Here is a 26,370-nt window from a genome sequence, read left to right as displayed (position 1 = left end):
CGCGTAGATCGTGATCAGGTGCCGAGGCTCAGGACTTGGCACCAAGGCCCTTGGCCATCTTGGCCACCCAGCGGTACATCACGAACACGATAGCCGCAAACGCGGCACCACCGATCCACTGCGCTGCACCCGCGAAGCTTTCGCCCACCAGTGCCAGCGGGGCCGCCTTGCCCGAAAAGCCAACAATGAAGGCGATGACCACGCCGATCACGCTCTCGCCCACGATCAGGCCCGAAGCGAGCAGCACGCCCAGCTGCTTGGTGCTCTCCGGCTTGGCCGAGCGATCCGCGCGACGGTCGAAGTACCAACCCACGATCGAGCCCACCACCACCATCAGCGTGCTGACGGTCGGCAGGTAGATGCCCAGGCCCACCGCCAGCGGCGGCAGGCTCAAGTGCTTGGTGGTGCGGCGGAGCACTTCGTCCACCACGATGATCGCCACACCGATCCAGATGCCGGTGACGATCAGGCTCCAGTCGATATTGTTGGTGATCACGCCCTGCGCCAGCGCCGAGATCAGGCCGGCCTGCGGAGCGGGCAGCGCGTGCGGGCCCGCGCCCGCCACGCCCGCGAAGCCGTAGGCATGGTTCAGCAAGTCCAGCACCGGCGGAATCACCGCGGCGCCCGCCACCACACCGATCACCAGCGCCACCTGCTGGCGCCACGGCGTGGCGTCGACCAGCTGGCCGGTCTTGAGATCTTGCAGGTTGTTGTTGGCGATGGCGGCCACGGTGAACACCACCGAGGTGATGAACAGCGCAAACGCCACCAGCGCCTTGCCGGCCTCCGGGCCCACATAAGGCTTCACGAAGGCCACCAGCAGCAGCGCGGCCGCGATCACCACCAGGATGCCCACACCCGACAGCGGACTGTTGGACGAGCCGATCAGGCCCGCCATATAGCCGCAGACGGTGGACACAAAGAAGCCCATCAACACCACGAAGGCCACGCCGCCGATGGCCAGCACAGTCACGTGATCACCCAAGCCGGCCGTGGTACCGAAGTAACCGAGCAACCAGGCTATGGGCACAAAGCAGGCCAGCGTAATCAGGCCAACGATGCCGATCGGGATGTCGCGCTCGGTGCGCGGCAGGCTGTCCGCGTTACCGGCCTTGCGCACGCGCGCCGCGGCCATGGCGCTGGTCAAGCCGCTGATCACCGGCTTGACCAGCTTGGCCAGCGTCCAGATGGCGGATACACCGATGGCGCCCGCACCAACGAAGCGAACCTTATGGCTCCAGGTGCCCTGGGCCAGATCCGCCACCGAAGCGCTCATGTCGCCCAGCAGCGAGTAATGCGGCACGCCCCAGCCCCAACCGATGAACGCACCGATCAGCATGGCGACGCCCACCGACAGGCCCACCAAGTGGCCAATGGCGAACAATGCAAAGGACAGGTTGAAATCGAAGCCGCTGACCGCGCCCTTGTTGCCCACGCGGAAATAGGACACCACGTCGCTGGCGAATACCTGGGTGGCGACCACCACGGCGAACACCGCCGACACGATCGAACCCCACAGCACTGCCAGCAGACCCGCCTTGCCCTCTTCCACGCTGCCGGCGCTGGCCTCGTCACCGCTACCTACCTTGAGCACTTCGGCACAGGCCAGGCCTTCCGGATACGGCAGGTCGGAGTTGGTCACCAGCGCACGGCGCAGCGGGATGGAATACATCACGCCCAGGATGCCGCCCAGCGCGCACACGGCGAAGGAGGTCCAGAACGGAAACCCGGTCCACCAGCCGATCATGATCATGCCCGGCAGTACGAAGATGATGGACGACAACGTGCCCGCCGCCGAAGCGATGGTCTGCACTACGTTGTTTTCCTGGATGGTGGAATCCTTGAAGCTGCGCAGCAGCGCCATCGAGATCACCGCGGCGGGGATCGAGGTGGCGAAGGTGAGGCCAGCCTTGAGGCCGAAGAAGACGTTGGCCGCGGTGAACACCACCGTGATGACCACGCCGAGAATGAGACCGCGAACGGTCAGCTCTTTGCGCATGTCGGCGCCGGGATGATTGCCGCTCACGAGTGCTTTCCGGTCATGTTGGTGGTCTCCCCTGGGTGTTTCCGGCCAGAACGGCCCACCGGGCGGCAGGCCAGCGCGTAGGGTTGCGGGATTCGTGCGCGGACGCAACGGGTTGCAGCCGGTGGCCATTCGTGAGTAGCCCGGCAGGCTTGCCCCGCGCGCCCGCCAAAACGGGGCCTATTCGTCGGCGCCGGGGTCCATGCCCGGAAACAGCACCTCGGTATAGCCGAACTTGCTGAAGTCGGTGATGCGCGAAGGGTACAGGCGACCGATCAGGTGGTCGCACTCGTGCTGCACGACGCGGGCGTGGAACCCTTCGGCCGTGCGGTCGATGCGCTCGCCTTTGGGGTCCACGCCCTGGTAGCGGATCAGCGTGTAGCGATTCACCGCCCCACGCAGCCCCGGCACGGACAGGCAGCCTTCCCAGCCCTCCTCCATGTCCTGCGACAAGGGCGTGATCACCGGATTGAGCAGGATCGTGTGGGGCACCGCTGGTGCATCTGGATAGCGCTCGGAGCGATCGAAACCAAAGATCACCAGTTGCAGGTCCACGCCGATCTGAGGCGCGGCCAGCCCCACGCCGCCGGCGGCGTGCATGGTGTCGAACATGTCGGCGATCAACGCATCCAACTCGCCGCTGCCGATCATGGCATCGGGTACGGGGGGCGCCACCCGCAGCAAGCGGGGATCGCCCATCTTCAGAATCTCGCGAATCATGAAAAACCCTCACGTTTCGTACACTTAGCTGTCGCCAAGCCACCCTGGCGAGACGTGGGAGTGTACCCGCCCGGACAATACCGGGCCCCATTGGCCCGATCGAGCATATTCGACCAATGGCTAACGTAAGAACGGGAATAATGGCATTGACCCCCGGAACCGCCGGGACGACCCTTTGGTAGGTCTGTCCAGGAGCCAACGCGCATGTCCACCGTCGTCGTCAAACCTAGCCCGGCAGGGAAAATCCTCTGGGCGGCCATCGCCATCGTGGGCGCATGGTGCCTGGGCGTCGTCGCCCTGCGCCGCGGCGAACCGATCAACGCCATCTGGCTGGTAGCGGCCGCCGTCTCGGTGTTCGTCATCGGCTATCGCTTCTATAGCAAGTTCATCAACGACAAGGTCCTGCGCCTGGACCCCAGTCGGGCCACCCCGGCGGTACTGCGCAACGACGGCCTGGACTACGTACCCACCGACAAGTGGGTGGTGTTTGGCCACCATTTCGCCGCCATTGCCGGCGCCGGCCCCCTGGTAGGCCCGGTGCTCGCCGCGCAGATGGGCTATTTGCCGGGCACGCTATGGATTCTCTTCGGCGTGGTGTTCGCCGGTGCCGTGCAGGACTTCATGATCCTGGGCTTGTCGGTACGCCGCGACGGCCGCTCGCTGGGCAACATGCTGCGCGACGAACTGGGCGCCACCGCGGGCGTGGTCGCCATGTTCGGCGTGCTCGTGCTCATGATGATCGTGCTGGCGGTGCTCGCGCTGGTGGTGGTGAAGGCGCTTACGCATAGCCCATGGGGCACCTTCACCGTCGCAGCCACCATTCCGATTGCGCTGCTGATGGGCATCTATCTGCGCTACCTGCGCCCGGGCAAGATCCTGGAAGTGTCCATCGTCGGCCTGGTGCTGTTGCTGGCCTCGATCTGGTTCGGTGCGCACGTGGCTGCCTCGCCCGCGCTGTCGGCCCTGTTCGACTTCGACGCCAAGGCACTCGCCTGGCTGCTGATCGGTTACGGCTTTTGCGCCTCCGTGCTGCCGGTGTGGCTGCTGCTGGCGCCGCGCGATTACCTGAGCACCTTCCTCAAGATCGGCACCATCCTGCTGCTGGCGCTGGCCATCATGCTGGCCGCGCCGACGTTGCAGATGCCGGCCGTAACCAAGTTCATCGATGGCACCGGCCCGGTGTTCCAGGGCAACCTGTTCCCGTTCCTGTTCATCACCATTGCCTGCGGCGCGGTGTCGGGCTGGCACTCCATCATCGCCTCGGGCACCACGCCCAAGCTGCTCGCCAGCGAAGGCGAGGCGCGCATGGTGGGCTACGGCGGCATGCTGATGGAGGCCTTCGTCGCCATCATGGCCTTGATCGCCGCCGCCTCGCTGCATCCGGGCGTGTACTTTGCGATGAATTCGCCGGGCGCCTTGATTGGCACCACTGCCCAGCAAGCGGCCACCACCATCAGCCAATGGGGCTTTGTGGTGACGCCGGATGAATTGCTCAACACTGCCAAGAACATCGGTGAATCGAGCATTCTCAGTCGCGCCGGTGGCGCGCCGACGCTGGCGGTGGGCATGGCCCAACTGCTGCACGGCATCATCCCGGGCGAAGGCATGATGGCCTTCTGGTATCACTATGCGATCTTGTTCGAAGCGCTGTTCATCCTGACCACAGTGGATGCCGGCACCCGCGTGGGCCGCTTCATGATTCAGGAGATCGCCGGCCTCATCCACAAGCCGCTGCAACACACCGAATCGTGGACGGGCAACCTGCTGGCCACCGCCATCTGCGTCAGCCTGTGGGGCTATTTCCTCTATCAAGGCGCAGTCGACCCATTGGGCGGCATTAACACGCTGTGGCCACTATTCGGTATCGCGAATCAGATGCTCGCTGCCGTGGCGCTGATGCTGGCCACGGTGGTGACCGTGAAGCTCAAGCGTGAGCGCTATGTGCTGGTGCCGGGCATTCCGGCGATCTGGCTCGTGGTGTGCACGCTCACCGCCGGCTGGGAAAAGCTGAGCGGCCCGATCAGCTTCACCGCCGCCGCCAACAAGTACGCCGCCGCCGCTGCGGACGGCAAGCTACTGGCGCCGGCCAAGACCGCGGAGGAGATGCAGCGCATCGTTACCAACAACTATGTGGATGCCGCGCTGACGGGCATCTTCATGCTACTGGTGCTGACCATGGCCGGCTTCGCCATCCGGGCGATCATCAAGGCCTGGCGCACCAATCACCCCACGGCCCAGGAAGAGCCGTACGTCGCACTGGGGAGCGTACCCAGTCGTTGAGGAGGTCGATCATGAAAGCGACCCTGCAAGCTATTCGCAAGTGGGCGGTGCAAACCGCCCGCCTCTGCTGCGGCATTCCGGATTACGACGTGTATGTGAAGCACCTGCGCGACCACCACCCGGAGCGCCCGGTGCCCAGCTACAAGGAGTTCTTCCGCGAGCGACAGATCGCCCGTTACAAGGGCACCGGCGGCCGCTGCTGTTGATCTATCGCTAACCTTGCCAAAGGGTCATGCCCGCATGGGCATGACCCTTCATTCGCCCCACCCGCGCGCGGGAAAAGCGCATCGACGTAACGCCACTCAGCTAGTCCACGGCACATCCGGGCGTGCGCACATCCAAGAGCAAGAGCCCACGCGTGCCCGCCGCGTCGAGGACAGCCAATGGCAGCCCGTCGACCTTTCTGCGCGACATCCAATATGCGTGGACGGCAAAGACCTACCTACCCGTAGTCGGTTCAACCACTGCCACGCATCTCAAGCGCACCTTCACTTGGCCGATTCAATCTGGGAGCGCAGGCATCGCACCGCGCGATGATCTGGATGACGCTACAAGTGGTCAGGGCAATCCTCGGTCGGCGGCATCCGTCAACCTGGCTTCAAGCAGCGACTCGGCACTGGCTGAGCACACCGCCCTTTGAGGGCGAGACCAAATGCGTATCGGCTAAAAAGTCTCGACAGGCTTCAACCCACGACGTTGGATATCCATGAAGACATCTCATAGAAAAGCGATGTTCATCTTGGCCGCTCTGACGGGTGCCAGCTTGTTCGCGTCGTTGCCCGCAAACTGGTCAGCGATGCGTATGACAACACGCGATCAAGAACGTGTGCCCCAGGGCCAGCCATCGGCACCGCCCCAATGGACGCAAGAGGAACGTGCACGACTGCTTTCGGCGCGTTTGTTGCCGATACACGACACCGCTGATCTTCCACAGGCATGCAAGAAGGCCTTTGCCAGCCTGACGAGAGAACCCAGTTTCTCGCTTGCCAATCCGCGCACGCACTATCAGTCGACCGACGTTCGCTCTACCGATGGAACACTCCCGCACCGCCGACTCGTCGTCGCCGGCGCGTCCAAGGACCGATGCGTCATCCACTACGAAATAGGCGGTATCGCGACCCGCTATGCCGTCGTCGTCATCGATATATCCCACCCAGAGCGCCCCGCATGGATATGGGGCTCGCTCAACGCAGGACACCATCCTGATTGGCCCACGCTGATCGAACGGGTGGCGAGCGACAAACTCGGCCAAGGCGATCGGGCGGGGTGGTAGGCGAATGGAGAGCTTCGCTCGATACGCGCCGAAAGCCCCAGTAGGTAGCATCATTCCGGCGTCTGCCTACTCCACTACTCATGGTCAGGCGTCCATGACGCCCTGGCCCGCCACTTCCGATCAACGCAAGCTCCGATCATCCCGGTGATTTCCTTCGCGGGCTGACAACAACGCGGTACCGGTGCCAAACGGGCGCAGTGCCCTTAACTGGAAGGCGCGCGATTGGCCCATCGCGGCAGCACTAGGCTTTCGATGGCGTTCCCTTCATCATCACGCAGGTGACTTTGCACCTCCCCTCCCCGCACGTTTCCCCATGAGCGAACACCATCTCAGCCAGCCCACCTCCGAGATCGAAGCGCAGCACAGTCTGGGCCTGCGCATCATCGCCATCTATAAGGCGGTAAAGACGGTGTGCCTGATCCTTGTGGCAGCCTTCGCGTTCCACCTCGACCGTGAGCAGAATTTCGAAAAGCTGGTGCATTGGCTGGAGCACCTCTCGCTCACCGACAGCAATGGGCTCCGCTGGCGTCTCGTGGGCCTGCTGCAGGAGATGGGGCCGAGCAAGTTCGTAGCCATCGGGTTGGTGGCGTTGGCGTATGCGGCGATCTTCGCCACCGAGGGCACGGGCCTGTGGCTACGCAAGCATTGGGCAGAATGGTTCACGGTCATCGCGACGGGCTCGCTCATTCCGCTCGAGCTGTACGAGACCGTGCACAAGTTCGCCTGGTTGAAGCTGGGTGCGCTGGTGGCGAACGTGGCCATCGTGGTGTACCTGGTACGCATCGCCATGCAGCCTCGCCCGAAGAAGACGGCTAGCACACGACACTAGCCCCAAGGCTGCACTCGCTATCGCCCAAGAGGTATTCAGATCTCCGCGTAGCCCGTGCCGGCCCAAAGGGTTGCGCCGCTGAGGCGACGAACGGACAAGGGGGCTGGCCTCGCGGTTCGCAACCTCGTCGGCTCAGCTACACCTCGTGGTGCAAGCCTTCGGCCTTCAGCGCCGAACTGCGTGGCGCCAGTTCCACCAGATACATCGCGGCCAGAATCAACGCGCCACCACCCAGCATGCGCCAGGTCAGCGCTTCGTTGCCGAAAGCCACGGCGAAGCCCGCTGCGAACACCGGCTCCAGCGTCATCACGATGGCCGCGCGGGTGGCTGGCAAGTGCGCTTGCGCCCAGGTCTGCATGAGCATGGCTCCCGCTCCCGCAGCCAACGCCATGTAGATCACGGCGAGCCATGCGCCACGATCGGGCGGCAATGTTGGCCCCTTGGGCAAGGTCGCCAACAGGCAAATGGCGGCGATCATCAGCATCTGCACCGTGGAAAGCGCAAACGCGCTCCCAGGGCGCGACCAAGCGCCCAGGCCGACGATATGCAGGCCGTACAGCGCCGCCGACGCCAGCGTCAGCCAAACGCCGTAGCTGATGCTCAAGCCGTGCAACGCCAACAGGGCCAATCCGCCCACCGAGAGCAAAACGGCAATCCAGGTCACGGAGGGCATGCGTTGGCGCAATAGCACGGTGCCAAGCAACGGTGTGAAAACCACATACATGCCCGTCGCGAATCCGCTGATGCTGGCCGAGGTGTGCTCTAGCCCCGTGGTCTGCAACAGTTGCGCGACGCCGTACACGGCGCCCAGCGCTACACCCTGGCCCCATTCGCGACCACTCAAGCGCAGCAGCGGGCGATGGAAAAGCAGCACCATGGCCACAGCCGCGACAGCGAAACGGATGGCCAGAAAATCGGCCACCGGCATGCGCGCCACCAGGTCCTTGATGAGGAAGAACGTGGAACCCCAAACGGCGGTTACCGCCACCAGACCGAAGGTTGCCAGGGCGCTGGCCCGCGACGTTGCCTGACTCATGCGGCCTGCTTCGGCGACGATAGCTTGCGCTTGAGCAGGCGGAGCCACTGGCCGGGAATCTGCATTGTGAAATGAGCCCACAAGCCCAGCCACACCACGCCCGCCACCCAGGGCTTGGCTGCCGCCGGATCGAACGTGCGGAACCAGCGCCACATGCCGCGATGCTTGTGCCAGCTCACGAACACCGGGCGGTGCCGGCTAGAGCTTCCCTTGCCGTGCAGCACGCGCACGTCGCCAGCTAGCAAGACGCGATAGCCGGCGTTGCGCACGCGACGGCAAAGGTCCAGATCTTCGCAGTGCAAGAAGTACGCTTCGTCGAACCCCGTCAGGTAATCGAACACGCGATGCGGCATGAGCATCAGCGCACCGGATACCGCCTCGGCATCGACCAGCGCGGCGGGAATCGGCCCCTCCACGTTCACGCCCTCGCCGGCGCGTCCGAGCATGGTATTGAGCGCGCGCCGCAGCAGTGGGTCGCGACGGTAGGAGGCTGGATCGGCCACGCCCTGCTCGTCGCACACCACGGCCCCGATCACGCCGGCGCGCGGATGCGCCGCCAGCATGCCCAGCAGGCGCTGCAGAATCTCGTTATCGATCAGACAATCGGGATTGAGTACCAGCAACGACTTGCCTTGCGCCTTGGCCGCGCCGCGATTGACCGCCGGACCGAAACCGAGATTGGCGCGGTTGTACATCACGGTAAGGCGCGGATCGCTTTCGTAGGCGCGAGCGATCGCCTGGGGAATGCCATCGGTCGAGGCATTGTCCACCAGGATCATTTCCAACGGCGTATCGCAGGCCAGCACGCGACGCACACAGTCACGCAACGTAGGGCCACTGTCGGCAGCAACGACAATCACGCTGACCGGCAGCACCGAAGACAAAGAGGGAGCAGCTTCCGTATTCACGATGACAAGTATGCGCGAGGACCTGGATATGCAAAACGTGAAAGAAGGCTGATAGACACCTTCATGTGGGGCACAACACCGTCAGCGCCCAGCGCCGAGTACCTCGTGCAGTGGCGCTGGCGCGCCATCGTCACCTTGGGTCAGCCAGGGTTGCTCGCCCTCCCAACCATAGAGCACCCAACCTGCTAGACGATGCAGGCGATTGCCCTGCCGATCCCACAGGATGTCGCCCTGCCCTTCAGGCAAGCTGGCCGCAAACCAACGCCCAGTGGGGCCAAAACAACATCGCGCACTGGCCTGTTCGATCGCATACCCCTGAGCAAACACGTAACGCCCGCTCCCCTCGCCCAGCGATTCGTAGCGAACGGGCTGGCCTTGGGGGTCATGGAACGTGCCGAATACCTCGCGCCATTCGACCGGGGCAAGCTCGATGATGTGAGCAGCCGGCCCGATGGGCGCCAACGCCAGCTCGCGCCATTCCGGCGTCACCGCCTCGGCTGGCGCGCGACGTACGCGACGATCAAGCAGCGATTCGAGCAGCACCACGAGGGAGAAACCCACCAAGGCCCCCAGCAACGCGGCGCCCCACGCAATCAGGTCGCCACCCAGCGCACGCTGCACGGCGAACAGCACGCCGGGCAGGCCCCAACGCAAACCGCGTCGGCATAATTCGGCGCGCAAAGCCGAGCGTTTATCGAAATACACCGCGCCCAACACCAGGGCTACCAACACCGGCGCCCCGGCCCACCAAGGCAAGAGCCCGAGCAAGCCGGTCCACGCCATCGCCGGCAGCATGCGCGCACCCCAGCGAGAGAGTTCGGAGACCACGCTAGGTCCGCGCCTCAGACACGGACCCCGCGTGGTCCACGCGCATCAGCCGCACCAGACCCGGGCGTTGCGGAACATGCGCATCCACGGCGAATCCTCGCCCCACTTCTCTGGATGCCAGCTCATCTGCACGCTACGGAACACGCGCTCGGGGTGCGGCATCATGATGGTCACGCGGCCATCGGCGGCGGTGAAGCCGGCCTGGCCGCCCGGCGAACCGTTCGGGTTCAGCGGGTAGTCTTCGGTCGGCTTGCCACGGTTGTCCACGTAACGCGCGGCCGCACCCGCCTTGGACGGGCTGCAGCTGTACGGGAAGCTCACGCGGCCTTCGCCGTGCGCCACCGCCACCGGGATGCGCGAACCGGCCATGCCCTTGAAGAAGATACTCGGCGATTCGAGCACCTCCAGCGTGGCCACGCGCGCTTCGTACTGCTCGGACGCGTTGCGCAGGAACTTCGGCCAGTGCTGCGCGCCCGGAATGATGTCCTTGAGCTGGCTCATCATCTGGCAACCGTTACACACGCCCAGCGCAAAGCGCGAGGCGTCGGCGAAGAAGGCGCTGAATTCAGCGCGCAGGTAATCGTTGTAGAGGATGGACGTCGCCCAACCACGGCCCGCACCCAGCACGTCGCCGTAGGAGAAACCGCCGCATGCGGCCAGGCCACGGAAATCCGCCAGCTTGATGCGGCCGCTGGCGAGGTCGGACATGTGCACGTCCACCGCTTCGAAGCCGGCGCGGGTAAACGCCGCCGCCATTTCGACCTGGCCATTCACGCCCTGCTCGCGCAGCACGGCCACGCGCGGCCTGGCGCCCTTGGCGATGTAAGGCGCGGCAATGTCTTCCGCCGGATCGAAGCTGAGCTTGGGGCTGATGCCCGGATCGGCGTCGTCCAGGCGCCACTCGTTTTCGGCGTCGGCGGCAACCGGGTTGTCGCGCAGGCGCTGCATGGCGTAGCTGGTTTCGTTCCAGGCCTCGAACAGCGTGCGCCAGTTCCACTTGAACAGCGTGTCGCCGTTATGGAACAGCTTGATGCCGAGCTTTTCCTTGGGACGACCGATGCGGTACGCCATGCCGGTGAGTTCGTGCTTGACCAGCAGGGCCTCGAAGGCTTCGCGGTTCGCCGTGGCAACCTGCACCACCGCGCCCAGCTCTTCGTTGAAGAGCGCGCGCAGCGTGGCTTCCGCCCAACCATCGAGATGGATTTCCAGCCCGCAACGACCGGCGAAGGCCATTTCCAGCAAGGTAACGATGACGCCGCCGTCGGAACGGTCGTGATAAGCCAACAGAAGGCCGCTGGCATTGGCCTCCTGCACTAGGTTGAACAGCGACTTCAGGCGCTTGGCATCGTCGAGGTCCGGCGGCACGCCGCCACCGCGATTGAACACCTGGGTCAGCGCGGAACCGCCGAGGCGATCGCGACAGGCACCCAGGTCGAGCAGCCACAGTTCCGAATCGCCGTGATCCAGGCGCAGCTGCGGGGTGAGCGTGCGACGCACGTCGGTGACGCGGGCAAAACCGGTGATGACCAGCGACACCGGCGACACGGTGCGCTGCACGGTATCGCCATCCTTCCAGACGGTCTGCATGGACAACGAGTCCTTGCCCACCGGGATGGAGATATCCAGCTCCGGGCACAGTTCCATGCCCACGGCCTTTACCGCGTCGAACAGGGCGGCGTCTTCACCGGGGAAGTTCACCGCAGCCATCCAGTTGGCCGACAGGCGCACTTCACCCAGCGAGGCGATGGGCGCGGCGGCCAGATTGGTGATGGCTTCGCCCACGGCGAGGCGCGCGGCATCGGCGCTGTTGAGCAGCGCCACCGGGGCGCGCTCGGCCATCGCCATGGCTTCGCCGGTGTAACCGTCGAAGTCGGTGATGGTGACGGCGCAGTCGGCCACCGGCACCTGCCACGGACCCACCATGGGATCGCGCGCATTGAGGCCACCCACGGTGCGATCGCCGATGGTGATGAGGAAGCTCTTGCTGCCCACGGTGGGCAGGCGCAGCACGCGAAGCAGGGCTTCGTCCATGCTGATGCCGGCAAGGTCGGGCACCAGGTCCACGCGCGGCTTCACGTGCGTGGCGTCGCGATGCATGCGCGGCGCCTTGCCGAACAGCACGTCCATCGGCAGGTCGATCACGTTGGTGTCGGTGCGCGGATCGTGCACGGTGAGGTGACGCTCGGCCGTGGCTTCGCCCACCACCGCATACGGGCAACGCTCGCGGGCGCAATAGGCTTCGAATTCGGCGAGGTCGTCCGCGCCGATCGCCAGCACGTAGCGTTCCTGCGACTCGTTGCTCCAGATCTGCATGGGCGACAGCGACGGGTCATCGCACGGCACGCGCGACAGGTCGATGCGGCCACCGACGTCGGCGTCGTTGAGCAGTTCGGGGATGGCGTTGGACAAACCGCCCGCGCCCACGTCATGCACGCTCACGATGGGGTTGTTGTCGCCACGCGCCCAGCAGCTGTCGATCACCTGCTGGCAGCGGCGCTCCATCTCAGCGTTGTCGCGCTGCACGGAGGCGAAATCCAGCTCCTGGCTGGAAGTGCCCGACGCCACCGACGAGGCGGCACCGCCGCCCAGGCCGATCAGCATGGCCGGGCCACCCAGCACGATGACCTTGTTGCCCGGCTGCACGTAACGCTTCTGCACGTGGCCCGCACGGATGTTGGCCAAGCCGCCGGCGATCATGATGGGCTTGTCGTAGCCGCGACGAACGCCGGCTTCGCCGGTTTCGTGCTCGTAGGTACGGAGGTAGCCGCCCAGTGCCGGACGACCGAATTCATTGTTGAACGCGGCGGCGCCCAGCGGGCCATCGCGCATGATCTCGAACGCCGTGGCCATGTGCGGCGGCAGCGGACGCTCCACCTCCCAGGGACGCGGCTTGCCCGGAATGCGCAAGTCCGACACCGAGAAGCCGGTGAGGCCGGCCTTGGGCTTGGCGCCACGACCCGTGGCGCCCTCGTCGCGGATCTCGCCGCCGGCACCGGTGGCCGCACCCGGCCACGGTGCGATGGCGGTGGGATGGTTGTGCGTTTCCACCTTGATCGCGTACTCGACGCGCTCGGGGTGCGCACGCCACACGCCGTCTTCGTCGGCGAAAAAGCGATTGCCCTCGTAACCCTCGATCACCGCCGCGTTGTCCTTGTAGGCGGACAGCGTATGCGCAGGCGAATGCTGGTGGGTGTTCTTGATCATGCCGAAGAGGCTCTTTTCCTGAGCCTCGCCATCGAGCGTCCAACTGGCGTTGAACACCTTGTGGCGGCAATGCTCGGAGTTGGCCTGGGCGAACATGAAGAGTTCGGCGTCGCTCGGGTCGCGACCCAGTTCGGCATAGCGCGCCGCCAGGTACTCGATCTCGTCGTCCGCCAGAGCCAGGCCCAGCTCCTTGTTGGCCTTGTCCAGCGCGCCCTTGGCGTCATTGCCCAGGGCGATATGCACCAGCGGACCTGGCTCGCCGGCCAGGAACAGGCCTTGCGCGCCATCGAGGCTGGTAAGCACGGACTGCGTCATCGCGTCGTGCAACACGCCAAGCACGGCCTGGTATTCCGGTGACTCCGCCGACGGCAGCGCGGCCACCTGCCAGGCAATGCCGCGCTCCACGCGACGCACGTCGAAGCCGGCGCCGTGCAGGATGTCGGTGGCCTTGCTCGACCATGGCGAAATGGTGCCCAGGCGCGGCACGACCCACAGCGAGGCAGGCTCGGGCCCGGCGTCCTTGGCCTCCAGCACTTCCAGCAGGCGGGTGCGCTGTTCGCCTTCCGGCATGCGGGCGGCGTCGATGAAATAGACGAACCACGAGGCCAGTACGCGGGTGCCACGGTGAATGGCATCCAGGCGGGCGTTCAGTCGTTCGAGGCGAAAAGGCGAGAGGGCGCTCTGCCCGTCGAGTGCGATCATGCGGGGAACGGGAGCTATGCGAAAACGCCTATTGTACCCCAAGGCGGGAGCAGACTGCGGCGACGCAGCATCTCACGTTGCGCGGCCGCCGACGACGCCCGCCGGCCTCAACCATCGGCAAGTGGTTGTTTTTACGCACCATGGCAACCCAATGGCGGTGTATCGCCATCCATGGCCTCCTAAAGACAATGCCTCGCCTCCTTAGGCCACCCAATGCGGCTGCCGTTGGGGACGCAGCCGGCCAAGCCAAGGACCGCCAAAGCCATCGACCCGCGCAGCCACAGGGGTGATGGGCAAAGGAGTCCGACCAGCCTGCGCCCATCACACCTGCACGCCTTGCGCCCGGAGCGAAGTCGCAGGCCGATGTCGCGAGCTTCGGCAAGGGCCCGCCGCCCCCTGAAATCCGACGAAACAACCCCACCTAGGAACGGGTAAACTTGGTCGTTTCCGTCCACCGCGCACGAGCGTCCCGTTCCGATGTCCACCGAAAAAGCCAGTGTTGAAACCATCGTCCCGCCCGCCGCACCGCAGGCCGAGGGCCAACGCGACTTCATTCGCCAGATCATCCGCGACGACCTCGCCAGCGGTAAGCACCACGCCATCCGCACGCGTTTCCCGCCCGAGCCCAACGGCTATCTGCACATCGGCCACGCCAAGGCCATCTGCCTGAACTTCGGCATTGCCCGCGAGTTCACCGGCTGGTGCAACCTGCGCCTGGACGACACCAACCCCGGCAAGGAAGACCCCGAGTTCGTCGAGGGCATCAAGGACGACGTGCGCTGGCTGGGCTACGAGTGGCACGACCTGCGCCATGCCTCGGACTATTTCGAGGTGTTCTACGACGCGGCCGTCAAGCTGATCAAGGACGGCCTGGCCTACGTGGACGACCTGAACCCGGAAGAGATGCGGGCCTATCGCGGCACCCTCACCGAGCCGGGCCGCAACTCGCCGTTCCGCGACCGCAGCGTGGAGGACAACCTCGACCTGTTCCGTCGCATGCGCGAGGGCGAATTCGCCGACGGCGCCAAGACGCTGCGCGCGAAGATCGACATGGCCTCGGGCAACATGAACATGCGTGACCCGGCCATCTATCGCATCCGCAAGATCGCCCACCAGAACACCGGTGACGCGTGGCCGATCTACCCGATGTACGACTACGCGCACTGCTTGTCCGATGCGCTGGAAGGCATCACGCACTCGCTGTGCACGCTGGAGTTCGAGGATCACCGCCCGCTGTACGACTGGTTCGTCGACAAGGTGGACCTGGTGAACCATCCCGAACTCTGGCAGCACCTGCGCGAGGGCGGCTTCCATACCGAGCCCGCCAAGCCTCGCCAGATCGAATTCTCGCGCCTGAACCTGTCGTTCTCCATCACCAGCAAGCGCAAGCTCGCCCAGTTGGTGAACGAGAACCTGGTGGACGGCTGGGACGATCCGCGCATGAACACCCTGCGCGGCCTGCGTCGTCGCGGCTTCACGCCCGGCGGCCTGCGCCTGCTGATCGAACGCCTGGGCGTGAGCAAGCAGAACAGCATCATCGATTACTCGATCCTGGAAAACTGCGTGCGCGAGGACCTCGATGCCATCGCGCCGCGCCGCATGGCCGTGCTCGATCCGCTCAAGCTGGTCATCACTAACCTGCCCGAAGGACACGAGGAACAGCTCACCTTCTCCAACCATCCGAAGGACGAGAGCTTCGGCACGCGCCACGTGCCGTTTTCGCGCGAGCTGTGGATCGAGCGCGAAGACTTCGCCGAAGTGCCGCCGAAGGGCTTCCATCGCTTGAAGCCCGAGGGCGAGGTGCGCCTGCGCGGCGTGGGCATCGTCAAGTGCGAGGAGATCCTCAAGGATGCCGACGGCAACGTGACCGAACTGCGCTGCACGCTGGACCTGGAATCGCGCCAGGGCATGCCGGGTGCCGACCGCAAGGTGAAGGGCACCATCCACTGGGTGAGCGCCAAGCACGGCGTGTCGACGGAAGTGCGCGTATACGATCGTCTGTTCAACGTGCCCGCCCCCGACGACGAAAGCGATGGCAAGAGCTGGATCGAGCACATCAACCCCGATGCCAAGCGCGTGGTGCACGCCTGGCTGGAGCCGGCGGCGGCCAGTGCCGAGCCGGAGCAGCGCTTCCAGTTCGAACGCCTGGGCTACTTCGTGGCCGATCGCATCGACCACACGCCCGATGCACCGGTGTTCAACCGCACCGTCACCCTGCGTGATGCCTGGGCCAAGCAGGCTGGCTGACGCTGGCAACCATAAGGAGATAGGGATGCTGCGTCTGCAGATTCACCTGACCCTGCCGCCGTGGATCGGCGACGTGGTGGACATGAGCAAGCTGTACACCACCGACGAGGCGCGCGTTGGCCTCGCCATCGAACTCTCGCGCCACAACATCGAACAGGGTCATGGCGGCCCGTTCGGCGCGGCCGTGTTCAACGAGGAAGGCCGCGTGATCTCGGTAGGCGTGAACCGTGTGGTTCCGCAAACCTGTTCCGTGGCGCATGCGGAAATGATGGCCTACATGGCCGCCCAGCAGCGCCTTGCGGCTTTCCGCATCAATGAAGGCGGCGGTCGCTACACCCTGGCCACCAGCGCGCAGCCGTGCTGCCAGTGCTACGGCGCCACCGTGTGGGCGGGCGTGGACGAGCTGCTGATCGGCGCACGCGCCGAAGACGTGGAGGAGCTGACCGAGTTCGACGAGGGCCCGTTGCCGGCCGATTGGGTCGGTGAACTCGAACGTCGCGGCATCGCCGTGCGCCGCGACATCCTGCGCGAACAGGCCCGTGGCGTGCTGGCCGCGTACGGCCAGAGCGGACAGCACTATTGAGCCGCCTGCGCGCCGCGCTGCCACTGATCCTGCTGGTCATCGCAGGCATCGTGCTGTTCAGCTCAGGCGTGCTGGATCGCCTGCACCCTGAGCAGCTCGTGCTGCATCAGACGCAGTTGCGCCAGAACATCGCGGACGCGCCCTGGCTGAGCCGGGTGGCCTATATCGGTCTGCTGACGTTGGCCATGGCCACCGGCATCCCGGGCGCGGTGGTGGTGATCATGGCCGGTGGTTTCGCCTTCGGCGTGCTGGAAGGCACGCTCTACTCGTCCATCGGGCTGATGCTGGGCACGCTGATCCTGTTCCTGGCCAGTCGCTACGCGTTCGGCGCAGGCAGCAAACACCCGCCGGCCATCGTCGAAAAGCTGCATCACGGCTTCGAGCGTCACCCGCTGGCCTACACCATGTTCTTGCGCTTTGTGCCGGTGGCGCCGTTCGGGCTGGTCACGGTGGGCTTGGCCTGGCTGCGCTGTCAGCTGTGGCTGTTCCTGGGCGCCACCTGGCTGGGTGGAACCGTGACCACCTTCTTCGAAACCTCCATCGGTTCGGGCCTGGGGGATGCATTGGCGCAGAGTCAGGGCCACATCGGAGCGGGCTTGCTGTTGCAGCGTGGCGTTTGGATGCCGCTGTGCGCCGTGCTGGTGATGGCCGCCCTCGCGCCACTGGCCGAGCGCCTCCTGCGCAAGTATCGCCAGGGCAAACACCCACCTCACTGAAGGCATGCGCCCTCGGCCAATGGGATGACTGACCTCGCCCGATGAATCGCGCTAGGCTGGCACCCACTGGCGCTGGGAGCGTCGGACAGGGTCACGGCCAAATGGGCGCAGGGGCGAACTCCCGAGCGGTGCGATGGTGGCGGCGCACATCGCTGATGCAGCGATTGGCGCTGGTCGCGCTCGTGCCCACGCTGGTCACCGCCACCCTCCTGGTCACCATGCTGACCCAGCACCAGTTCGGCAGCCTGCTCGGTATGGCGCAGAACACCGCGGACGCCATTGCCAGCCAGGCCGCCACGGTCTCCGCCGCCCCCCTTCGCGATATGCAGCGCAAGGAGCTGGTGCGCATCGCCGAATCCATCGGCGAATTGCCGCATGTGGCGCGCGTGCAGATTCGCGCCGCCGATGGCGAGATCCTCGCCGACGACCTCGGTCGCAGTGGTACCAGCGGCAGTGAAACGCTCACGGTGACCCATGACGTGATCGACACCGATCGCTCGGACCACCCCGTGCTGGGCTCGGTGCTGGTCGACGTGAGCCTGAGCGACGCCATTGCCGCGCAGCGCGCAAGCCTGCAACACGCCCTGATCGCCCTGGGCATCAGCCTACTCGTGGCCGCGGTCATCGCCTGGCAAGCCGCCCGCTGGATCAGCGCGCCCCTGCGTCGGCTGGTGTCTGCGGTACATCAACTGGGGCGCGGCGATCGCCACGTCGAGGTGCAGGTCACCGACGAAAACGAGATTGGCGAACTACAACGCGGCTTCAATAGCGCTGCCTCCGCACTGTTCGACGTGCAACGCAGCATGGAGCGCGAGATCGAACAGGCCACGGTGGAGTTGGCCCGCAAGAACGCCGCGCTGGAAGCCGCCAGCGTAGCCAAAGCACGTTTTCTCGCCGCCGCCTCGCACGACCTGCGTCAGCCGCTGTATGCGCTCACGCTGTTCTCGTCCTCGCTGGCCGTGGACGAGCGCGACCCGGTACGACTGGATCGCATCGCCCACATCCAGGAGTGCGTGGAAGCGCTGGATCATCTGTTCAGCGAACTGCTTGACTTGTCGCGCCTGGAAACCGGCGCCATGCAGATCGAGATCACCGAATTTCCGCTGGACCTCGTGTTCGAAGAAGTCAGCCGCAATTTCCGCATGATCGCCGAGCAGCACGGGCTGCGCCTGATCATGCGCGCGACCGACCTGTGGGTGCGCAGTGACCGCACCATGCTGGCACGCATCCTCAACAACCTGGTCAGCAACGCCCTGCGTTACACCCAGCAAGGCGGCGTATTGGTGGTAGCGCGGCGACGGAACGACGACACCGTGCGCGTGGATGTGTGGGACACCGGCAGCGGCATCGCACCGGAACACCAGGCGCGCGTGTTCGATGAGTTCTATCGTGTGGAGTGCCACAGCGGCGGCGAGCGCGATACCGGCCCGCGTCGCGGACTGGGCCTTGGCCTGGCTACCGTGCAGCGCCTGGCGGAATTGCTCGATACCCAAGTGCAACTCAAATCCACGCCCGGTCGCGGCAGCGTCTTCAGCTTCCACCTGCCCAACGTTCCGCCGCAACAGCTGCCCCATGCGCTGGACGAAACACCCATGGATGTTTCGGGCATGCGCGTGCTGGTGATCGATGACGAACCGGCCATCCTCTCCGGCATCCGCTATCTGCTACGCAGCTGGGGTTGCGATGTAGCGGTGGCCGAAGATCGCGCGCAAGCCTTGCTGGCGACCGAGGAATGGGCGATGCCACCCGACCTGGTCATCTCCGACCTGCGCCTGCGCGACGGCGAAAGCGGCCTGGATGTGCTTGCCGCACTGGACGAACACTACCAGCGCGATGGCTACCAGCCCTTCTCGCGTCTACTGATCACCGGCGAAACACGTAGCGATCGCTTGCGTGAAATCATGGCGGCCAAGATCCCGGTGCTTTACAAGCCGGTGTCGCCCGAACAATTGCGCGAAGCCATGATGACGGCCTGGAACTCGATTCGCGCAGCCGCCTGAAACGCCGAATAGCGCAGGCGCCTAGTTCTTTTCCGCGTTATCGGTGTCAGCCACGCGCCTCGCCAGCGGCCAGTCACCGGGAAGGAATCGCTGAAACAGATCCTCCACGAAATCGCCGCCCGGCGCTTCATTCTGTGGCCCTGCGGTGAAGTACGTACCACACCAATGCAGACGACGCCCCGCGATGGAGGGTCCGCTCAGCAGCTGCGACAGGAACAACTCCAGGCCATCCTGCAGCCCATAAAGCGACCAAAGGAATTCGAACGCCTGGCGCCGGCCATGCGGATCGCGCCGCTCCGCCAGCGCCGCCGTGGCCACCACGCGCAGGCGCTCCATGGTGCCGCCGACCAACACGGGCAGCCGCCCGCCCGCCGCGCTATCCAGGCGCGAGGGCGCTACGCGCCATCCCAGTGCGCGGCGCAACGCGGCCGCCGGCAAGGTCTGCCGGAACGCGCCATATCCAGGCAAGGACTCCAAGCCCGTTACCACCACATAGAGAGGCAACTGCAGATGCAGGGTCTGCACGGCCTCGTCCACCATGTCGTACAGACGTTGTGCCGGTGATTCGTGCGCGGGAATGGGCTCGAGCAGGCGATCGGCACCCACGCACACCACAATGCCATCCAAGGGCAGCTTGCGGCGCTCGCGCGCCAGCAGCGCCAGGGCGCGTCGCCACGGAGAATCCGGCGCGCGCGGCGGCTCCGGGGCACGAACCAGGCTACCGCCCGGCTCCACCGCAACCACTGCGCGATACAGCCACCAATGCCAGGGACGCGCCGCGTCATCGCCTGCCAACGCTCGCGCGTGCGGCGCCTTGGCAGCCGCCTGCAGCAGGTTGCGTACCTGGCCTGCACTGTCGCCAGCAAACAGCAACCAAGGGTGGCGGGACATGCGCCGCCATTCACCACGACGACGGAACGGATGCAGCAATGCGCCGCGGGCGTGCCGCAAGGCGTCAGCCAGCACAGTCCACATATCGCCGATGCCATAACCGGCATCGGGATGCTCAGCCACACGCGTATGCGCGCGGCGCAGCACCAGATGATGCCACCCCAACGCGCCCAGCCAGGCGAATGCGCCCGCGACGGCGACCGCCACTCCGGCCCACGACCACACCTGCGCCGGAATGGACAGGCTAAAGGCCGGCCCCACAAAGGCCACCAACACCAGCACCACCAACACACAGGCCACCAGCGGGGCGGTGCGGCGGCTGACCCAAGGCACCTGCAGCGGCGACACCGGGGTGCTGGGCACTTGATAGGGCTGCGGCGTGATCGGTTCACGCTGCAGGGTCTGCAACACGGCATCGGCCGTTACGCTGGGCCGGCAATGCAAGGCTTTGATGCGCCCCAGTTCGCCGCTGTCACCCTGCTCGTAGTAGTACTGACCGGTGAACCCGAGCAGCAAGGCCATGGCGTAGACCTCGCGCACCGCCTCCGTTTCGCTGCCCAAGCTGGCCAGGTGATCAAAGAATTCGGTGGCGGCGCTGCTGGTGCGAAACAGGCTGAGTTGCAGGCTCTCGGCGGGGTCACGGCCGCCCTCGTGGCGCGCCATCATTTCATCGAACCAGGCGACGGCGGCGAAAGCGGCCATCTCGATCTGGGCTTGCGGCTTGCCGGTGGTCAGCGCTGCCTGACGCGCCAGCTCCACCAATTGGCGGGCATGCGCGTGAGCGTCTGCCACCGATTCAGGGCGCGCGAAAGAATCGACCTGTTCGTCCAGAAACAGGCCGTACGAGAACAAGGGCGCAAAGCACTCCAGCAGTCGCATGCCCTCAAGCGTTGCGCCTGCGCGCCGTCTCTGCAACTCCTCGTCCAGGCGCCCGCTGGGCAGGCTGCGGGCGACATCCACTTCCGGTATCCAGTTCAAGGCAATGCCTGCGTGTTGTCGGTGCCATTTCCCTGGCGTGGCCTGACAGGCCATGATCTGGCCCGGAACAATGGACCCATAGGCAAATCCCCCTAGTGCGTTGCCAATTCTCATAAGGGCCCGGGGGGCCGGCCATATCTCCTTGTGGCTAGACCATTCGTAGGCGCTACCCGGTTGCCGCGAAGACAGGCAGGGGCTATGTTGCACCAGCGTGGATGCAGCTACCGGATCGCCGCATGACGCCATGGGGAACGACATGCGCATACTGATCGCAGACGACCACAGGCTGATCGTCGAAGGGGTCAAGCTCAAGCTGAGTGAGCTGGGCCCCGATACCCAATTTGTCATGGCCATGGATATGGCCGAGTTACGCGAGGCGATTCATGCGCCCGACGCGAGCTCGTTCGCGCTCGCCTTGATCGACCTGGCGATGCCCGGCGTACATGGCAACGACCATCTCACTGAAGTCATCGAGCGTCTGCCGCAGGTGCCGGTGATAGTGCTATCCGGCTCGGAAGACCCGGGCCTCATGAAGGGTCTGCTCGCCATGGGCGTGCAAGGCTTCATCCCCAAGGCGTATTCGCCCGATGTGATGCTCTCGGCGGTGCGTCTGGTGCTGTCCGGTGGCGTCTACGTGCCGCCCCTGCTGTTGCAGGAGCGTGCCGACGGTGCCGCCACCAGCACGGCCAGCACCGCACCCAGCGCGCCGCTGACTCAAGCGCCGCCGGCTGTAGCAGCCGATTCGCTGGAGGAGCGCCTGCGCAAGCTGCTTACCGAGCGCCAGATCGACGTGCTGCGCTTGCTGTCCCAAGGCAAGCCCAACAAGCTGATCGCGCGCGACCTGGGCATCAGTGAAGGCACTGTCAAAATCCACCTCGCGGCCATCTTCCGCGCGCTCAACGTTCGCAACCGCGTGGAAGCGGTAGTCGCCTCGCGTCGCATCAGCGGCCTCTAGGAGCCTGTACTCGGGCGGGCCTGCGCCCTATCGACCGCCCGTCGATGGGAGCCTCGGTCGTGGCAGCGCAGCCAGTCGACCCGCAGCGCCCACCTTCACCTGTCACTGACAACCACCACGTATGCTGCGACAGCGGCCTTTCCGGACGGACAAGCGCCCAAGGCTGCGTCACCAACGGTGGGAGGTACCGTGTCGCCCAAGTGGGACAGCGCCAAGGTGCTGCGCCGATACCTCGGCCCGCAGGTGCGCGCCCTGCTTCGATGGACGGTGTTTACTTGCGCGGTCGCGCTAGCTCCATCGGCGCTGGCCGATCCGCCTGACAATGGCGCCAGCCATATTCGCTCGCTCACCTTCGGCATTTTGCCCATTGGCGGCCCGTCCGAATCGCTGGAAGCGTGGCGCCCCATGCTGGAAGACCTCAGCAAGACCCTGCACCTGCCCATCCACAGCCTCTCGGTGAGCACTTACGAAGGGCTCGGGGAAGCCATGGCCGAGGAGCGCGTGGATTTTGCTTTTGTGTCCGGGCGGTTGGCGCTGGACGCCGTGCTGCACGACCGCATGCAGGTCATCGCCCAGCTCACTCGCACCAATGGCTCGCGCGGGTACTATTCCGTGCTGCTGGTAGCCAGGGACTCGCCCCTGCATAGCGTCGACGATCTGTTCCGCCAACCGGGCCGGCTGCACTACGCGCGGGGTGAGGTGCTTTCGGTGTCCGGTTACCTGGTACCGGAGACCCAGTTATTCGCCAATCGCCGCCTGGATTCGGACACGTTCTTCGCCAGCGTGAGCGTCGACAATCACCAGAACAATGCGCTCGCCGTGGCCAACAACGAAGTGGACGTGGCTACCAACAACACGGCCGACCTGGAGCGTTTTGCGCAGCGTTTTCCCGACCAATACGGTCGTCTGCGCGTGCTATGGACCTCCAGCATGATTCCTCATGCCGTGGTGGTGATCCGCACCGACCTGCCCGCGGATTTGCGTCAGCAAGTCGCCAACGCGCTCACCTCGTACGGCAAGGGCAAGAACGCCGTGGCCGAACACGCCAAGCTGCAACTCATCCATGACATCAGCGGTTTCGCACCCGCCGGCAACGAAGCACTGGTGCCGTTTGCCGATATCGAATTCAACCTGGACCGGCGGCGCGCCTACAGCGCCCAATGGGTGAGCGACGCCGCCATGCAAACGCGCCTGCACAAGATCGACACCGAGCACGAAGCCCTGGTGCGCCGGCTGATGGCGCCGAACACACCGTAGAGCCTATTCACGATGCCCGCCTAGCATGCGCCGCCATGCGCCGCGGCGTCATGCGCAAGGCAATCAATGCGCCTGCATATCCTTGATGTTCATGGTGGCGCCATTGGGCATCACCATGTCGCCCGGCTTCTGACCTGCCGCACACTGGCCCACCCAGCGACCCGTGCTGGTCACCGCCATCTCGCTGTGCCCCATCAACGCCGGGTCGTACTTGATCTTGGTGTCCGTGTGATAGGCGGTGTCACCCTCGAAGCGGGTTTCGCTGTGGCTGGTGATGTTCATCGCGCCGCTCGGTGCCTGAATGTTGCACACCGCGTCGGCCACAACAGTACTGCCCTGCACATTGACGTTGAACTTGCTGCACATCTGGCCGCTCATCTGCGCGCCCATCTTGTACATGTCCTGATCCGTGGCAGCGTCCAGGCAAAGCTTGGTGGATTGCGCTTGACCGCCCATGCCGGAGGTCTGCATCTCCCACAGACCTGCCTTGCGCTTGGGCATATTGGCTGGAAGGTCCACGGCCGCCGCAGCGCCAGCAACGCACAGCAGGGAAACGGCAAGCAACACACGGCTACGTACGGACATGACAATCTCCATTTGACCCGATGGGGTCTCGCGGCGTGCAAGGTAACGCCAAAACGCCCCGGCGTCACGGCACTGCGTCTGCGCCACCTCAAGAGCCAGTTCGCCATCTCCGCATAGCTGCGTTGCATGGGTGTTCCGGCCATCGAACGAAGCGCCTAACGGACGGCCAGGTGAACCTGCGTACTGGCCTGACCAAAAAGAACTAGGCCATTCGCACTATGGCGGCTCGCGCTAGACGAACTGGGCTATCGTCGCCCTACAGCGGTTTTATTAGAGTGCGAACCAGGGCGGCTCCGGGGGTGGGCGAGCCCCACGGTTTACGCCCATCGTTACTCAGTAGCGGGTCCATCACGATGCAGTTGACGCTCGCCATGTCCGGCTCACGGTCTTCCATAACAGCGCATGCTGGTATGGCGCCTGGGCGACGATCCGGGAGGGTGTGACGCATGGAAGCACGCCCACACTTGCTCCCCCGCCTGCTCGTCGACGTCGTGCTGCCCAGTACGTTGGCGGCGCTCGCGCTGATCCTGGCGTTGTGCGTGCAGCAGACGCATATCCTTGGTGAACGTACCGATACCGCCATGGCACTGCGCATGGAGCACTTGGCCGGCCAACTTGGAGATGACCTCACCGCGTCTCCTCAGGCCACCCTGGATCAAGCACTGCGCGAAGGGCGAGACGATCAACTCCAGCGCATCGAGTTGCATCGAAGGGACGGCAGTTTCTGGAGTAGTGGAGGCATTCCGCCGCGTGCGGGCCTCACCTATCGGAAGGATGTGCAAACGCGCTCAGACGGCGCCTCCTGGTTCAGCATGCAGATCGACTCCACGCCGCTGCGCCGCGCACAAGGGATGGTTTGGCTATTGGGTGGCCTCTGCGCGCTGGGTGTGCTGGTGCTGGCGTGGCTCGCGCGCGTCACGTTGCGCCATCGTGTGCTTGCGCCTATGGCGCAGATAGGTGACGCGCTGCACGAACTGGTCAATGGCCGTCATCCCGCATTCGATCTGGCCCCGGCAAGTGCCGAGATCCATGACATCCAGCTCACCCTTGCACGCCTGTCCGAGTTGCAGGAAGAGCAGCGCCGCGACTGGAGCGCACGGCAACACGACAATGCGATGGAGGCACTCGACCGCCTGCGCCAGAGCCAGGCGGCGACGCGCAGCAAGTCGCAGTTCATCGCCCTGGTCAGCCACCATTTCCGCCAGCCGCTGCAAGCACTGGAACTGTTCGCCGCCGGCATCGACAACGGTACGGAGGAGGAACGCCAGACGCTGTTCCGACAAATGCGCACCAGCATCGGCGCGATGACCCGCCTGCTCGACGCACTACTGGAGATTTCGCGACTGGACGCCGGCGTCATCGCGGTAAAGCCTGCGGGCTTCACCGCCGCCGAGCTCTTCATGCGCGATCGCACTTCGCTCAACCACGAAGCCGCCCGCAACCATGTCACCTTGGTGTGGCGCGGCAGTCATCATCAGTTGCACGGCGACGCCGACATCGCCGCCAGCCTGCTCTATCAGTTGGCGAGCAATGCCATCAGCAATGCGCCACATGGCCGCGTGATGATCGCCGCGCGCCGCCGCGGCCAGGCGATCCGCATCGAAGTGCGCGATAACGGCCCCGGTATCGCCATCATCCACCAGCAGCGAATCTTCGAGGAATTCGTGCAGTTGCAGGCCGGTGAAAGCGAGCGGCGCAATGGCTATGGCCTGGGCCTGGCCATCGCCGAGCGTCTCGCGCGCCTGCTGGGCACCCGCATCGGCCTTCGCTCCGAACCCGGCCACGGCAGCACGTTCTGGTTTGACCTGCCTCGCCTGCCGGTGATGGAGCGCCATCCTGCACAGCGCAAACACCCCTCACCCGCCTGGCGGCAGGCGGGCTGAGACAGCCTGACGAAAGAAAAAAGCTTCGCAACACATGGACTTGCGAACATCCGCCGTTGATAGCAATATCTTGCGGATCAGCTTCGAGGGGAGTCCATGCTGTTCCACATTCTCGCCAATGGCGCGGCCGTAGCCACGGTGTTGCGCCTTGCCAGCCTCACCAGCATCGACGGCAGTCTCTTGCGGTGGCGACGCCCCGCACACCCCACGCACGACAAGCGACCGCTGATGGATGACCCCGGCCCGTAAGCGCCTATCGGTCAATGCGCCCTTAGGAAGGTCTGATTAATCGACTTTTTGTCCGTCATTCCTGCGGAAGCAGGAATCCAGTGCCTTTACATTCAGCGATTTAAGGCACTGGATGACCAGCCCTTCGGCTGTTGAAATGCGCTTCCAGCTCTCGCTGGGATGACGATCAAAATCAGAGTTTCCCTTAGGAAGGTCTGATTAATCGACTTTTGTTCGTCATTCC

General features: G+C 65.0%; 20 protein-coding genes. 12 read left to right on the top strand and 8 right to left on the bottom strand.

Going from position 1 to position 26,370, the window contains the following annotated elements:
* Window positions 1-28 precede the first annotated feature (28 nt).
* Together AC3G2C_RS07945 and def are read right to left on the bottom strand one after the other, a co-directional pair.
* Entirely contained in the window at window positions 29-1,999 is a 1,971-nt protein-coding gene (locus AC3G2C_RS07945) for an OPT family oligopeptide transporter (RefSeq protein WP_488384280.1), read from the bottom strand.
* 204 nt (window positions 2,000-2,203) lie between these two features.
* Window positions 2,204-2,743, bottom strand: a complete 540-nt coding sequence (def, locus tag AC3G2C_RS07940; protein WP_488384088.1) for a peptide deformylase — start codon at window positions 2,741-2,743, stop codon at window positions 2,204-2,206.
* 204 nt (window positions 2,744-2,947) lie between these two features.
* Here def and AC3G2C_RS07935 point away from each other — a divergent pair, with 204 nt between their 5' ends.
* From AC3G2C_RS07935 to AC3G2C_RS07920, 4 genes are all read left to right on the top strand, one after another.
* Complete coding sequence (locus AC3G2C_RS07935) at window positions 2,948-5,023, top strand: carbon starvation CstA family protein (protein WP_488384087.1); 2,076 nt, start codon at window positions 2,948-2,950, stop codon at window positions 5,021-5,023.
* A gap of 11 nt (window positions 5,024-5,034) precedes the next feature.
* Window positions 5,035-5,229 carry a YbdD/YjiX family protein gene (locus AC3G2C_RS07930; protein ID WP_488384086.1) on the top strand — a complete coding sequence of 65 codons (195 nt, stop codon included), beginning with the start codon at window positions 5,035-5,037 and terminating at the stop codon, window positions 5,227-5,229.
* A 500-nt stretch (window positions 5,230-5,729) separates the two neighbouring features.
* The gene (locus AC3G2C_RS07925; protein ID WP_488384085.1) at window positions 5,730-6,296 is read left to right on the top strand and encodes a hypothetical protein; all 567 of its coding nucleotides are present in this window, start codon (window positions 5,730-5,732) and stop codon (window positions 6,294-6,296) included.
* A 313-nt stretch (window positions 6,297-6,609) separates the two neighbouring features.
* Window positions 6,610-7,125 carry a DUF2127 domain-containing protein gene (locus AC3G2C_RS07920; protein WP_488384084.1) on the top strand — a complete coding sequence of 172 codons (516 nt, stop codon included), beginning with the start codon at window positions 6,610-6,612 and terminating at the stop codon, window positions 7,123-7,125.
* Window positions 7,126-7,261: 136 nt separating this feature from the next.
* Here the strand turns inward: AC3G2C_RS07920 and AC3G2C_RS07915 are convergent, their stop codons facing one another.
* From AC3G2C_RS07915 to purL, 4 genes are all read right to left on the bottom strand, one after another.
* Complete coding sequence (locus AC3G2C_RS07915) at window positions 7,262-8,161, bottom strand: DMT family transporter (protein ID WP_488384083.1); 900 nt, start codon at window positions 8,159-8,161, stop codon at window positions 7,262-7,264.
* On the bottom strand, window positions 8,158-9,069 hold the full coding sequence (locus tag AC3G2C_RS07910) for a glycosyltransferase family 2 protein (RefSeq protein WP_488384082.1): 912 nt from the start codon (window positions 9,067-9,069) through the stop codon (window positions 8,158-8,160). Before AC3G2C_RS07910 ends, AC3G2C_RS07915 begins: the two co-directional genes overlap by 4 nt.
* 81 nt (window positions 9,070-9,150) lie before the next feature.
* A complete protein-coding gene (locus AC3G2C_RS07905; RefSeq protein ID WP_488384081.1) occupies window positions 9,151-9,897 on the bottom strand; it encodes a hypothetical protein in 747 nt (248 codons plus the stop codon).
* Window positions 9,898-9,942: 45 nt separating this feature from the next.
* Window positions 9,943-13,803: a phosphoribosylformylglycinamidine synthase gene (purL, locus tag AC3G2C_RS07900; protein ID WP_488384080.1), complete on the bottom strand. Its 3,861-nt coding sequence runs from the start codon at window positions 13,801-13,803 to the stop codon at window positions 9,943-9,945.
* Between the two features lie 477 nt (window positions 13,804-14,280).
* On the opposite strand from purL, the gene AC3G2C_RS07895 reads away from it, so the two are divergent.
* From AC3G2C_RS07895 to AC3G2C_RS07880, 4 genes are all read left to right on the top strand, one after another.
* Window positions 14,281-16,050, top strand: coding sequence for a glutamine--tRNA ligase/YqeY domain fusion protein (locus AC3G2C_RS07895; protein ID WP_488384079.1), 1,770 nt, complete (start codon window positions 14,281-14,283; stop codon window positions 16,048-16,050).
* Window positions 16,051-16,075: 25 nt separating this feature from the next.
* Entirely contained in the window at window positions 16,076-16,633 is a 558-nt protein-coding gene (locus AC3G2C_RS07890; RefSeq protein ID WP_488384078.1) for a nucleoside deaminase, read from the top strand.
* Window positions 16,630-17,349: a TVP38/TMEM64 family protein gene (locus AC3G2C_RS07885; protein WP_488384077.1), complete on the top strand. Its 720-nt coding sequence runs from the start codon at window positions 16,630-16,632 to the stop codon at window positions 17,347-17,349. Before AC3G2C_RS07890 ends, AC3G2C_RS07885 begins: the two co-directional genes overlap by 4 nt.
* A 155-nt stretch (window positions 17,350-17,504) precedes the next feature.
* Complete coding sequence (locus tag AC3G2C_RS07880; protein ID WP_488384076.1) at window positions 17,505-19,349, top strand: ATP-binding response regulator; 1,845 nt, start codon at window positions 17,505-17,507, stop codon at window positions 19,347-19,349.
* 21 nt (window positions 19,350-19,370) lie between these two features.
* Here the strand turns inward: AC3G2C_RS07880 and AC3G2C_RS07875 are convergent, their stop codons facing one another.
* Window positions 19,371-21,218, bottom strand: coding sequence for a type VI secretion protein IcmF/TssM N-terminal domain-containing protein (locus tag AC3G2C_RS07875; RefSeq protein WP_488384075.1), 1,848 nt, complete (start codon window positions 21,216-21,218; stop codon window positions 19,371-19,373).
* 256 nt (window positions 21,219-21,474) lie between these two features.
* Between AC3G2C_RS07875 and AC3G2C_RS07870 the strand changes: the two genes are divergently transcribed.
* Together AC3G2C_RS07870 and phnD are read left to right on the top strand one after the other, a co-directional pair.
* On the top strand, window positions 21,475-22,173 hold the full coding sequence (locus AC3G2C_RS07870) for a LuxR C-terminal-related transcriptional regulator (RefSeq protein ID WP_488384074.1): 699 nt from the start codon (window positions 21,475-21,477) through the stop codon (window positions 22,171-22,173).
* Window positions 22,174-22,362: 189 nt separating this feature from the next.
* Window positions 22,363-23,430, top strand: a complete 1,068-nt coding sequence (gene phnD, locus AC3G2C_RS07865) for a phosphate/phosphite/phosphonate ABC transporter substrate-binding protein (protein ID WP_488384073.1) — start codon at window positions 22,363-22,365, stop codon at window positions 23,428-23,430.
* Window positions 23,431-23,493: 63 nt separating this feature from the next.
* Here phnD and AC3G2C_RS07860 read toward each other — a convergent pair whose 3' ends face one another.
* Window positions 23,494-24,015 (bottom strand): DUF3617 domain-containing protein, encoded by a 522-nt coding sequence (locus AC3G2C_RS07860; protein ID WP_488384072.1) that lies wholly within the window; start codon window positions 24,013-24,015, stop codon window positions 23,494-23,496.
* A gap of 446 nt (window positions 24,016-24,461) precedes the next feature.
* Here AC3G2C_RS07860 and AC3G2C_RS07855 point away from each other — a divergent pair, with 446 nt between their 5' ends.
* The gene (locus tag AC3G2C_RS07855; RefSeq protein WP_488384071.1) at window positions 24,462-25,898 is read left to right on the top strand and encodes a sensor histidine kinase; all 1,437 of its coding nucleotides are present in this window, start codon (window positions 24,462-24,464) and stop codon (window positions 25,896-25,898) included.
* Between the two features lie 96 nt (window positions 25,899-25,994).
* Window positions 25,995-26,147 carry a hypothetical protein gene (locus tag AC3G2C_RS07850; protein ID WP_488384070.1) on the top strand — a complete coding sequence of 51 codons (153 nt, stop codon included), beginning with the start codon at window positions 25,995-25,997 and terminating at the stop codon, window positions 26,145-26,147.
* Window positions 26,148-26,370 lie beyond the last annotated feature (223 nt).

Source organism: Frateuria sp. sgz306004, from assembly GCF_057750885.1.
The sequence above is the reverse complement of the archived record's forward strand: the minus strand, read 5'-3'. Positions and strand labels throughout refer to the sequence as shown.

Excerpts from the sequence above, each read along its gene's own strand:
- AC3G2C_RS07915 (WP_488384083.1), bottom strand. The coding sequence starts at position 8,161 with ATGAGTCAGGCAACGTCGCGGGCCAGCGCCCTGGCAACCTTCGGTCTG.
- AC3G2C_RS07855 (WP_488384071.1), top strand. The coding sequence starts at position 24,462 with ATGGAAGCACGCCCACACTTGCTCCCCCGCCTGCTCGTCGACGTCGTG.
- AC3G2C_RS07925 (WP_488384085.1), top strand. The coding sequence starts at position 5,730 with ATGAAGACATCTCATAGAAAAGCGATGTTCATCTTGGCCGCTCTGACG.
- AC3G2C_RS07920 (WP_488384084.1), top strand. The coding sequence starts at position 6,610 with ATGAGCGAACACCATCTCAGCCAGCCCACCTCCGAGATCGAAGCGCAG.
- AC3G2C_RS07935 (WP_488384087.1), top strand. The coding sequence starts at position 2,948 with ATGTCCACCGTCGTCGTCAAACCTAGCCCGGCAGGGAAAATCCTCTGG.
- AC3G2C_RS07895 (WP_488384079.1), top strand. The coding sequence starts at position 14,281 with ATGTCCACCGAAAAAGCCAGTGTTGAAACCATCGTCCCGCCCGCCGCA.
- AC3G2C_RS07850 (WP_488384070.1), top strand. The coding sequence starts at position 25,995 with ATGCTGTTCCACATTCTCGCCAATGGCGCGGCCGTAGCCACGGTGTTG.
- AC3G2C_RS07930 (WP_488384086.1), top strand. The coding sequence starts at position 5,035 with ATGAAAGCGACCCTGCAAGCTATTCGCAAGTGGGCGGTGCAAACCGCC.
- def (WP_488384088.1), bottom strand. The coding sequence starts at position 2,743 with ATGATTCGCGAGATTCTGAAGATGGGCGATCCCCGCTTGCTGCGGGTG.
- AC3G2C_RS07890 (WP_488384078.1), top strand. The coding sequence starts at position 16,076 with ATGCTGCGTCTGCAGATTCACCTGACCCTGCCGCCGTGGATCGGCGAC.
- purL (WP_488384080.1), bottom strand. The coding sequence starts at position 13,803 with ATGATCGCACTCGACGGGCAGAGCGCCCTCTCGCCTTTTCGCCTCGAA.
- AC3G2C_RS07945 (WP_488384280.1), bottom strand. The coding sequence starts at position 1,999 with ATGCGCAAAGAGCTGACCGTTCGCGGTCTCATTCTCGGCGTGGTCATC.
- AC3G2C_RS07860 (WP_488384072.1), bottom strand. The coding sequence starts at position 24,015 with ATGTCCGTACGTAGCCGTGTGTTGCTTGCCGTTTCCCTGCTGTGCGTT.
- AC3G2C_RS07870 (WP_488384074.1), top strand. The coding sequence starts at position 21,475 with ATGCGCATACTGATCGCAGACGACCACAGGCTGATCGTCGAAGGGGTC.
- AC3G2C_RS07880 (WP_488384076.1), top strand. The coding sequence starts at position 17,505 with ATGCAGCGATTGGCGCTGGTCGCGCTCGTGCCCACGCTGGTCACCGCC.